At 41.8% G+C, this 10,930-nt stretch carries 11 protein-coding genes and 2 pseudogenes; 3 read left to right on the top strand and 10 right to left on the bottom strand.

The annotated features are described in order from the left end of the window. Positions 1–180, bottom strand: a 180-nt coding sequence (locus tag DOT_RS20935) for a hypothetical protein (protein WP_009623230.1), incomplete at its 3' end; no start/stop codon positions are given. A gap of 915 nt (positions 181–1,095) precedes the next feature. Here DOT_RS20935 and DOT_RS32535 point away from each other — a divergent pair. After that, a complete protein-coding gene (locus DOT_RS32535; RefSeq protein WP_282433486.1) occupies positions 1,096–1,224 on the top strand; it encodes a hypothetical protein in 129 nt (42 codons plus the stop codon). A 126-nt stretch (positions 1,225–1,350) separates the two neighbouring features. On the opposite strand, the gene DOT_RS20925 is transcribed toward DOT_RS32535, so the two are convergent. Together DOT_RS20925 and DOT_RS32530 are read right to left on the bottom strand one after the other, a co-directional pair. Further along, complete coding sequence (locus tag DOT_RS20925) at positions 1,351–2,073, bottom strand: hypothetical protein (protein ID WP_009623227.1); 723 nt, start codon at positions 2,071–2,073, stop codon at positions 1,351–1,353. 112 nt (positions 2,074–2,185) lie between these two features. Next, on the bottom strand, positions 2,186–2,311 hold the full coding sequence (locus tag DOT_RS32530; protein ID WP_009623225.1) for a hypothetical protein: 126 nt from the start codon (positions 2,309–2,311) through the stop codon (positions 2,186–2,188). Here DOT_RS32530 and DOT_RS32065 point away from each other — a divergent pair. Continuing rightward, positions 2,277–2,480: pseudogene (locus tag DOT_RS32065) on the top strand (MFS transporter); the annotation flags it as partial. The gene DOT_RS32530 and the pseudogene DOT_RS32065 sit on opposite strands and share 35 nt — an antisense overlap. A 122-nt stretch (positions 2,481–2,602) precedes the next feature. On the opposite strand, the pseudogene DOT_RS32060 reads toward DOT_RS32065, so the two are convergent. The 5 genes and pseudogenes from DOT_RS32060 to DOT_RS20900 form a co-directional block, all read right to left on the bottom strand. Continuing rightward, a pseudogene (locus DOT_RS32060) lies at positions 2,603–2,797 on the bottom strand (PEP-utilizing enzyme); the annotation flags it as partial. Then, positions 2,782–3,219, bottom strand: coding sequence for a hypothetical protein (locus DOT_RS32055; RefSeq protein WP_009623223.1), 438 nt, complete (start codon positions 3,217–3,219; stop codon positions 2,782–2,784). The pseudogene DOT_RS32060 and the gene DOT_RS32055, both read right to left, overlap by 16 nt. A gap of 459 nt (positions 3,220–3,678) precedes the next feature. Then, positions 3,679–5,715, bottom strand: a complete 2,037-nt coding sequence (locus DOT_RS20910; protein ID WP_050809929.1) for a glycosyltransferase family 39 protein — start codon at positions 5,713–5,715, stop codon at positions 3,679–3,681. 626 nt (positions 5,716–6,341) lie between these two features. Beyond that, a complete protein-coding gene (gene leuD, locus DOT_RS20905; protein WP_009623220.1) occupies positions 6,342–6,863 on the bottom strand; it encodes a 3-isopropylmalate dehydratase small subunit in 522 nt (173 codons plus the stop codon). Position 6,864: 1 nt separating this feature from the next. Then, positions 6,865–8,115 (bottom strand): 3-isopropylmalate dehydratase large subunit, encoded by a 1,251-nt coding sequence (locus DOT_RS20900; protein WP_009623219.1) that lies wholly within the window; start codon positions 8,113–8,115, stop codon positions 6,865–6,867. A 95-nt stretch (positions 8,116–8,210) separates the two neighbouring features. On the opposite strand from DOT_RS20900, the gene DOT_RS20895 reads away from it, so the two are divergent. Next, positions 8,211–9,104, top strand: a complete 894-nt coding sequence (locus tag DOT_RS20895) for a LysR family transcriptional regulator (RefSeq protein WP_009623218.1) — start codon at positions 8,211–8,213, stop codon at positions 9,102–9,104. Positions 9,105–9,169: 65 nt separating this feature from the next. Here DOT_RS20895 and DOT_RS20890 read toward each other — a convergent pair whose 3' ends face one another. Further along, positions 9,170–9,796, bottom strand: coding sequence for a response regulator transcription factor (locus DOT_RS20890; protein WP_009623217.1), 627 nt, complete (start codon positions 9,794–9,796; stop codon positions 9,170–9,172). Next, a partial coding sequence (locus tag DOT_RS20885) for a sensor histidine kinase (RefSeq protein ID WP_242833883.1) occupies positions 9,774–10,930 on the bottom strand: 1,157 nt, incomplete at its 5' end. The genes DOT_RS20885 and DOT_RS20890, both read right to left, overlap by 23 nt.

Here is a 10,930-nt window from a genome sequence, read left to right as displayed (position 1 = left end):
AGGTCCTGTGATATCTTCGACCATGATTCCCGAGCTATTATCGACAATCCCTTTAGCAGCTCCAACGGCTTGTCCCCCATTGTTCCCTTGAGATATCTTGATCTTTTGACCGTCTTCTAAAACGGGGTTTGTATTCACTTGAGCACTGGCAAAAGTCGCGAAGCCAATTAATGCTATCATCAAACCACCTACCAATGACCATTCAACCGAGGCCGATTGATGTTTTCTATTACTAAGCGTGATAAGCCTCTTCTTAATTTGTGAATTTGAGCCGCACAAACTAGCTAAGCTCGATATTCGGGGAACTGTAGAGTATGTCTCTGCCAGCTCGCACAGGGTTTATCCAGAAAATCTATATAAGAAATTGGCTCGACCTTGTCACCTTCTACCCATAATATGGTTGGAAAACCTTTGATATCTTTTACTGTTACAGATATAGCCCCCCTATTATCGTCTCCACGTGCCCTGTCACCCGTAAAAGAACTATATATTTATATAGTCTTATTACCGTGACCACGGTGCCCTATCCATAAGAACAATACCCTCAGAAATCTAACAATGAAATTACGTTAGGTCTATCTTAATTTTCGCTCTTATGAAACAATCATGATTAAATATGCACTTAGACTTACTGTGATTGGTGTTGTATGATTAGAATAAACAAATGGTTTATTAAAGTAGTCCTTAACCCTAATCCGATCAAATACCAAAAAGTCAAGAACATCATCATTGAGATACCTGTTTTCGTATGGATTTGGATATTTGTATTTCAATTGGCAAAAAAACAAAAGATATATTAAGGTTTTGATTAAGCGTCGCTACTACGGACGTAGCCTTATGCCGCTACGAATGCAACCTTGCAATCACCACATTCAATATTCAATTCCTGGTCGCCCGGACGATCGTGCCGCACTCCGGGCAAGTGTACTTTATCGAATTAGACTTTCGAACCTTGGCGCCCATCTTCGGGTTGAGGTAGTAATAGGCAAAAAGACGCCCCGGTCGATTTGTGACCGAAGCTCCTTTCGCTTTGTGTATACTTAAGCAATTCCTTCGACGGTCGTGTCTACTGAATGAACCACGCCGTCTTTATCGGTGTATGTGTTTGTTCCCGTACCGTATGCCAATAACCATCGTCGGGTATCGGTTGACCATCGTCTTTATATTCGACCCGTTCGGGTTGTGCCGGAGTTGGAAGGATATTATCAGCGTCTAATTCCTTAACGTTCTTTTCACCGTTGAATACTTGTCTTTCCCAACATCTGCTATCGTTTGAGACAGCATATACTGATCTTTTGACAAAACTGATATAGCCCCTATCGCTCTTTATAATTTTAAAAGTAAATTTCACTACACAATGAAGCTTATCAGGAGCGCTAAAACGAAAAGATTAAAGAGACTTTCTTGAGCTAAAAGAACTTTTGTCCCTGTTGTTTTTGCTGTTATACCGTAACTTTCTCCGACTGAGATCGCCCCAACACTTAAGGCAACTAGATTCAGAAAATCGCCTACTGCTGAATTACCCGCAACTCCTTCATAACATCCCGGACAAACTGTATAGAGAAGGAAATGTTCAGAAGCAAAAAGGAAAATGATGATTATCACTGTCGGTACAACAGCAGCAAACCTTCTTATTCCTCCGTCTCCTTTTATTTCTTCGTAAACATAAGCTGTGCAGCCTGCAAGAGCAATGATAGATAAAACATTAAGAAACAACTCTAGTTTATAGAACCCCCTAGGATGCGTCTCCAGGTATTGTCCAGATACTTCCTCATCAACCCTATTCTCTCTCGGCATACGCCGCCTTAAAAGAAAGCTTACCATAAATGCTCCGAGCCCTCCAAAGATAGCAGGGGTAAGCAGCATAATGTTGCGAGAAGATCCATCCGAAGCATCCTTTGTTCTATAGGGGTAATTTTTATCCCAAATTTCTTCTCTTTGCATAGTAGGGTTGTCAGTTTTGGTGGCTGAAATATCATTACCAAAGTATGGGTTATATTTTGGATAACTATAAAAAGAGAAGCCGTATTCCTTTGTATTAAATAGTTGACTATTTTTGTTGTTAGCTTCCACTTTCTATTACCCCTTATTGTCTTATTCATCCTAGTATATGCCGGGATTATATAGTGTGTTAGCTTTATGCCATCGCTAACCTCCAAACCAAGTCGAATTGAATGCGTGTTCTTCATTCATTGTTAACCGCCCCCATTGTTTGGTTATACTTTAAAACGATACGAATATTGAGCAGAGTTGTTCCAAAATCATTTCTGGCGAATGTGATATTAGCTGCTCTTTTCGTTGCCGGAATCATTTATATACCTCAAGCCTTTGTCAAAAATTCATGGCAACTAATGGGTCTTCGCTTTTTATTAGGATTAGCAATAGCAGGGCTAAATCCTTCTGTTAATACCCTTATTAAGAAAATCACACCGGATTCTCTTACTGGCGGAGTTTTTGGTTTTGCCATGTCGGCAGGGTATCTGGGGGGCCCTTCCGCTCCGCTTTTTAACGCTTCTTTTATGTATTCGTCATCCTTAAAGGTACCTTGCCCGCCGTCGACCAATACGCATTCACCGGTCTTCAAACGCCTTGTCGCGTTGCCACAGCCTACCACTCCAGGAATGCCCAACTCACGAGCAACGATAGCAGCATGCGAAAGCGGTGCCCCCACATCAGTGACAATTGCACCCGCCCGAGGAAAGAGAGGTGTCCAAGCGATGTCTGTTTGGGAGGTAACTAGGATCTCCCCTTTTTGCAATTGATCTCCTTCCTCTGGAGTGTCTAAGCGACGAACCACTCCCTCGAATCGACCCGCAGACCCGCGGAACCAGTTATCAGATTATCGTTTAATTCACTGGAATCAGACATAGCAGCGGAGGTGAAGCCTGAAGCAAAGTAGATGTCATGGCGTCGCTCGGGATCAGCCGCCCATTGGAACGGATCAAAACGACCGCATATAATCGATGGATAGGCGGGCAAAGGCGAATACCTGCTGTGGATGTCTTTCCTGGCAGTGATCAATTGTAGGGCCGTCTCATCTCCCGACAGAACATCCAAGACCTCTTCGATTGTGAGAAAGAAAATGTCATCTCCTAAACCTGTCAATTGCCCAGCGCGAAGAGCAAACTTGCGAGCAACCCAACGATCACACACGTATTCAGAGCGAACCGCTTCGCGCAGGCCAGCCTTGGGAGCCACTTGATTTATACGACGTTTCATTGACGTTAAGTCATGGCGTAATCGTTGCCAGAGAATATAATATTCCTGCGGTGTTGAATGTGAAAAACGCAAAAATGGACAAAATGTAACGGTAAATGGAAATAATGGGCTAATAATAATTCATTAAACCCTAGCAGCTAGTCATTGGTGGCAAAGACGTTACTGCTAGGGATGTTTATTTCATACCGCTGCCCTTATCGGCTGTTTCTTGCCTAGTTGTTTCTTGAGAACTTGTCTTAAGATCCGTTGATCCTTATAACCCTTCTAATTTACTGTACTGTTTTGTACGACAAGATCATTATGCAATAAAAATCTGAAATACAGCTGATGCTTAGCTGAGAGTTTACTTAAAACTCAGCTAAGCACATTTGACTAACTAGGTAGGACCTTGAAAGAGGCTGAAATAGTTGCTTTCAGCCTCTTTAGAATAAGGTAATGCATATTAATAGTAGCTAGTCATTACTTTTGGGCTATGGAGTCAGCATATGCTTTTAAGTCATATAACTGCCCTGAATTTTCGCCGCCAAATCCACCTACTTGTTCACTTTTTGCATCGGTAGATTTTTCATTACTAATAGCTGTGGAAGCCGTATCAGTTGTTTTAGTCGTATCAGTTGCATCCTTCCATTCACTCTCTGGAACGATAGTACCAACTTTTGCCGCCCAAGTCATAATATCGTTACTCGAGCCACCACCTTGGCCTCCTACCATTACATATCTTACTTCACCCTTACTAACGAGTTCTTGAAACTGTGCTAGTGTAATGGCGTTATCCGTTCCAAAAAAGCCCCAAGTCATGACAGATTCACCCGTTTTAATAATTATATCTGCTGCATCACCACTTGTAGATGAAGTTACAAGGATATATTTTTCAGTTGTTTTATGGCTCGTTAAGAATTCGATTAACTTTGAATTACTAGTTGAAGTCGTTGTATTTGAATTTCCCTTTGAGGCACTCGAAATTAACGATAACCCAGCCGATGGGAAGGTTCCAGACATCGTGTAAAACATGGTCGTAGCGGACCAGACTGTCGGAGTTATCAAGAGCCCAATTAGAGCCGTAACCACCAGGATTTTCTTTAACTTGGTATTCCCATTTTTCTTCAAGTTCACAATAATAAGCAGGATTGAAGAAATAAAGCACAGGAGTGACAGTATGATCATTAATATCTTGGCGATACTTGAGGTCTCGTAATAGTAGGAAAGGATCAAGAGCTGAACTAAGCCATCGACAATCAGCGCTCCTGGTAAAATCCAAGACTTCCATCCACCCTCTTTATAAAGTTCCCACATTGCAACAACACCGATTCCAACTAACGCAGCTATGGGTGGCGCAAGCATCGTCAGATAATAGGGATGAAACAGACCTGTTGTAAAGCTAAAGTAGACAAATGCAGGTACTAACCACATTGACCACAGGATTAGATCGGATTTTCTTCGGTTATCCAAAGCGATTTTCAGTTTTTCTTTGATTGCGGCGGCAATGAAACCAAATATTGCAAGGGGAAATAACCAAATTATTTGATCTGATAAGCTATTATTGAAAAATAACCTCGTGATGCTGGACGGTTCACTACCTCCCATGCTACTACTACCACCACCGTTCGCTGTTCCTCCTGGAGCCTGCCCTCCTTGACCAGATCCTGTCGGTGTTGCACCTCCTTCCATTTGTTGTCTTGATCCTGTCGGAGGAGTACCCCCTTCCATTCCTGAGCCAAAGTTGTTTTCACCTGTAGGTAGAGTAGTAGTTGAGCTGCTTCCAATTCCAAGCCGTTCCAATCCATTATGACCAATTATCAGTTCGATCTCTGAGTTATTGGTACTACTCCCTACATAGGGCCTACTTGCTGCAGGTATCAGATCTACCACTATGGCCCAAGAGAACGAAACAACCAGAAGCACAACCGTGCCCATAATAAGATGGGTTAATCGCTTTTTCATGGAAACTGCGGTAGAAAAGAGATAACTTATATAGATCGCTGGAATTACCATATACGCTTGAAGCATTTTAATATTGAAACCAATTCCCACGACAGCTAAACTTATGAGAAGATATTTCAGTTTTCCTTTTTCGGCAGCAATCGAAAGTGCCCAGCTAGCTAAGAGGAGCGTTAAAACAAGCAAGTTATCACACGTATTGTTTCTGCTTACGGCAACAAACACCGGGGTTACTGCTAGGCATAAGGCTGAAATGAGCCCTGCTGTACTCCCAAAGGATCTTTTAACAATATAATAGATTACTGCGACCGAGATCACGCCAGCAAGAGCCTCCGGCAGAAGTATACTCCAGCCACTAAAACCAAATAGTTTAGCAGATAGAGCCTGAATCCAAAAACCTAAGGGTGGCTTATCAATCGATACAAAGCTTGTCGGATCAAAGGATACAAAAAAGAAATTCTTCCAACTCATCGTCATACTTTTTACACCAGCGGCGTAATAAGTGTTTGCATAACCCTCTATTCCTAAATTAACAAAATTTAATATTGCAGATAACATTAAGATTAGTGATATTCCAAAGGTTTCCTTTGAGAACTTTATCTTATTTTTCAACTAAAATTCCCTCCTTAATTATTTTCATTTATAAAACCTTCGTTCAACTTTAGTTGATTATTTGTTAGAATTTCTTTGTCTTCATGACAATATCATTATGCAATACAAGTCTGAAACACAGCTGATGTTAAACTGAATGTTTGCTTAAGATTAATATAAGCTTTTCATTTAAAAACATTAGATCCAAAAATAACATTGTGTTGAGTTCCTTAGTTAAAATGAACTCATTAGACTTGTAAGGGCATCACAAACGAGGCTGAAAGCAAATCGCTTTCAGCCTCGTTTGAATTAGATATTCTAATAAACCATTGTATCTACTCCTTCATTACGACAATTCCATCCCGCGTTGAAATGATCGAAAAAATATGACTTTTCGTATTCGCACTTCACTTATCCAAACGACCTCCTGCACAAATCACTCCGCATTTATATAGGACGCGCCATCAGAAACAAGCGTGGGAATCGGAATAGAACATCACCATTTTTCTGTTGGGGGTAGCTTTGAATGACGCCGTTTAAAAACATCCTGTTCAAATAATGCCTTCATTTCTTCAGGTTGTGTCCGCTCATTTTTAAATTTCAGATATTGATTTGCACTCCAATCCGTCATATTGTCCCCTCCTATTATCAATATACTTTACGATCCCACCACAATTCAATATTTCTTGCATGAATGGTGGCAAAGGCGTGATTTCGAGGTTACAGTCGGTTGTAATATTTCTTATGACCCCCTTCTGAGGGTCGATCTCTAATACATCACCATGTCTGATTTCATCTGCTTTTTCGCATTCCACCAACAGTAGGCCAATATTGATGGCGTTGCGATAAAAAATTCTGGCAAAGCTTCTGGCAATGACCGCACTGACCCCTCTTTCCTGTAGAACGGCAGGAGCCTGCTCCCTTGAAGATCCGCAACCAAAGTTATCATTGCCGCAAATAATATCCCCCGGTTTAAAATCGTTCGCAAAGTTTCCATGGAATTCAAAGGTATGGGGAGCTATTTGCTGGATTGTAGACAGACTCAGGTATTGTGCAGGAATGATCTGATCGGTATCCACATTATCTCCAAATTTGATCGTTTTAGCTTTGATCATCTTATATCACCTTCCTTGGATCGGTAATTTTTCCATAGAGTGCAGAAGCTGCAGCCGTTGCTGGGCTTGCAAGATAGATTTCTCCATCTGGACTACCCACGCGGCCCTTGAAATTCCGATTGGCCGTTGTAAGGAGACGCTCACCAGGCCCAATAAGTCCAATAGTACCGCCAAAGCAGGCGCTGCAACCAGGAGGGGATACCATAGCGCCGCTTTCAATAAAAGTCCCGATCAGACCTCGTTCCATGGCCTTCATGTATACCGCGTTGCTGACCGGTGTAACCAGCATCCGCACCTTGTCGGAGATCTTTTTCCCCTTCAGAATAGCCGCCGCTATTTCAAGATCCTCAAACCGACCATTGGTACAGGCACCTAGAAACACTTCATCAATCTCAAGACCTTCAAAGTCGGACAAGGATTTGACTTGATCCACGCTATTGGGGTAGGCGATCTGAGGTTCCAAGTTTTCTACATCGTAAGTTAATATCCATTCATATGAAGCATCGTCATCGTCCTCAATTACCGGATCATACTCTCTTCCCATATCCTTCATGAAGGTTTTCACTTTTTCATCAGGTTGCATATAGGCAAATTTTGCTCCTGCTTCTATGCCCATGTTGCAAAGGGTCACCCGCTCAGAAACCGTCATATCTCTAATGGCCTCGCCTTCAAAAACCAAGGCCTTATAGGTAGCACCCTTGGCAGTCAGGTCACCGATCACCTTTAGGGCGAGATCCTTGGAGTAGACACCCTTGGGCCATTTTCCGCTGACACGGATCTTGATGGCAAAAGGCACCTTGATCCAGACCTTACCCTCCATCCAAGCAACCGCCACATCCGTTGATCCCATCCCGGTGGACAGGGCACCAATGGCACCATAGGTACAGGTATGGGAATCGGCACCAATGATAAAATCGCCCGGTTTGGCATGATGCTCCAACATTAGCTGATGGCATACCCCCACACCGTCGTAAATGTAGCTCAACTCCTGATCTCTCCCAAACTGCCGCATTTTTTTGTGGGTTTCCGCTGCATCAACAGAACAGCAAGGAGTATAATGATCCATAACCAAGACCACTTTTTCCCGATCAAAAACCCGTTCGCCTTTCAATTCTTTTTGGAATACATCAATCGATAGAGTGGTTGTAGCGTCATTGGCCATCACATAATCAAGGTTCACATCAACGATCTGTCCCGGTTTAACGGTTTTGAGACCTGCATGGGCAGCAATGATTTTTTCAATCGCGTTCATAGGCAATCCTCCTTTTCATTTATTTCATCCTACTCCATTTTTTGTTATAATTAAAATGCCGGTTTTTCATATAACTCATAACTGGAGGTTATACCATGTTGCATACTGAGCTTTATAAGGTTTTCTATTTCACTGCTATGTGCCGGAGTCTTTCTGAAGCCGCAGAAAGGCTTTATATTAGTCAGCCAGCCATCAGCAAATCTATTAAAAAGCTGGAAGCCTTGACTGGTTGTACCCTTTTCATCAGAAATTCTAAGGGTGTCACCCTCACAACAGAGGGGCGGATTCTCTATGATTATGTAAAAAGTGCCTTTGAAACCCTGCACAATGGAGAGATGATGCTTGAAAAACTAAAAAAGAGGACCGAGGGCATTGTCAAAGTGGGCATAAGCAATACGCTTTGCAGATACTTCTTTTTACCTCATCTGGAGGCCTTTCATTATCAGTACCCGGGCATACACATTCAAATCATCAACCGACCTTCACCAGATACCTTGAAGCTTTTGGAGCAAGGGCAGCTTGATTTTGGCATTATCAGCATTCCCATGGACAAGGGAGACCTCGAATATGTCGAGTTGATGACCATTCAGGACATCTTTGTGGCAGGCAGTAAGTATGACATCCCGGATTGTGCTCTCCCCCTTAAGAAACTTGTAAGTTACCCACTCCTCATGATGGAAGCCGAGAATCTGTCACGGATCCATATCGACGACTATTTTAAGACCAATCATCTCAGCTTTACACCAGAAATAGAGATCAGCAGTATGGATATCTTAATTGAATTTGCAAAAATCGGGTTGGGGATTGCCTCGGTGATCAAAAGTTTTGTTACTGAGGAACTAGCTCTAGGTATACTGAAGGAAATTCCGATCTCTCCTGCCATACCAGAGCGTACAATAGGCATTGCGCTGAAAAAGAATATTCCGGTTTCTCTGGCTTCCCAGTCTTTTATAGCGTTTTTAAAAGGGACAAGGGGTACGAGTCAGTAAACAATACCCTCCCTTTGCCGATTTTGCAACAAAAGGAGGTCGCCATGGAACATACAAAGAGCTATTTATTCATAATTTCTAATATAAAAAATGGCCAGTTGGGTTCTGTCTCTGAATCCCAGTTTTTCCAGTAAGCCTGTCACATAATTTCTCGTAGTACCTTCACTTAAGTAAAGCTTTTCTGCAATTTCCTTGTTTGATAGACCTTCTCCCACCAGTTTCAATATTCCAAGTTCACGTTGTGAAATATCAAGATTTTCGGGAGCCCCCTTTTTACCTTCCTTGAGCATGGAAGAAAGGGCATTGGCTACTTCTCGCTCTAAAACGATATTGCCTTTGCCAACAGCTCGCAAACTCTCAATAATACTATCAGCGGGTTGATTTTTAAGAATATACCCTTCCGCTCCGCTTTTTAACGCCTCTTTTATGTATTCGTCGTCCTTAAAGGTCGTAAGAATCACGACTTTTATCTCCTGGAAATGACTTTTAATCAGCTTGGTACCCAACACCCCATCCATAATAGGCATCCTTATATCCATAAGCACAAGCTCCGGTTTTTCCTTCCGGCACATTTCCAAAGCTTCCTGACCGTTGCTTGCAGTACCTACAACCTGGAAATCAGCTTCAATCTCCAAGAGGATCTTCAGTCCTTCCCTGATTAAAGCATCATCATCCACTATAAGGACTTTCAAACAACCCACATCCTTCCTGAGTAACCATTGGTAAAAGACAAACTATCAAGAAGCCATCATTCGAACTTATTGATATAGTCCCCCCCATGTTCAGGACTCTTTCTTTCATACCGCTTATCCCTAAACCTTCTTTTAATTTAGCACAACCTAATCCATTATCTTTTATATATAACCTTGTGTATTTTTCATTTATATTAATTGTTATGTTTACCATGGTTGCCTTGGAGTGCTTGGCAGCGTTGGTAAGAGCCTCTTTAAAAATAGACCCTAAAATCTCCAGTTGACTTGAAGCAAGGAGACCGAAATCTCCATAAAACTTAAGATCAACTGGGCAAAAACCAAAGTTATTAATAACGCTTTTAAAATATTCCTCGCCCAGGGTTTCCTTGGGCTTTATATTGTGCACTGTATCTCTCAGCAGTGTCAAAGCTGCCGAAAGGTTCTCAATGGATTTTTTCAGTATTTCTTGAGATTTTTTCTCATCCCTATTAAAAAGCTTATTGGCTGCCTGTAGTTGGATAAGTATTCCGGCAATGCCATGACCAACATTGTCATGGATTTCCCTAGCGATCCGATTTCTTTCACTGACCTCGGTAAGATGAACAATATCCTTTGAAGAGTTAAGCAGCTTAACTCTTGTCAGCTCCAACTCGTACCTTAAGCGTCTTTCCTCATCAAATCTACTCTTGTATTCAGATTCCTTTACTTCTGCTTTTTCCATTACAAAGGCCAGAATTCCACATAGCCCCATGATCAGAATCAGTGAGGGAAGACTGGATTCCAGGGTGAAATATATACCCAATAGAAACACCAATAATACGCCAATATAGGGCTTTTTATAGGTGAAATCAAACAAAGGGATACAGAGCAGGAAGGTAAAATTCCGGTCAATCCAGATACCTACATAAATAAGGATGAATGAAGCAATCTTGATATCCACAGTATCATAGAATCTTTCTTTAAATACATTAACCCCTATTATCAGGATGATAACCAGTACTGTTATATAAGGTACCTTGCCATTGATAACGAATAAAGCAATTGTGTAGATAAGTAAAAAAAGTTTAGGTAAATATTTCATGGCCACCTCATCAATTTTTGGGTTGTACGCGCTCCAACTACTTATCATCTTAC

It is taken from the genome of Desulfosporosinus sp. OT (assembly GCF_000224515.1).
In the GTDB taxonomy this organism is placed as follows: Bacteria; Bacillota; Desulfitobacteriia; order Desulfitobacteriales; family Desulfitobacteriaceae; genus Desulfosporosinus.
The sequence above is the reverse complement of the archived record's forward strand: the minus strand, read 5'-3'. Positions and strand labels throughout refer to the sequence as shown.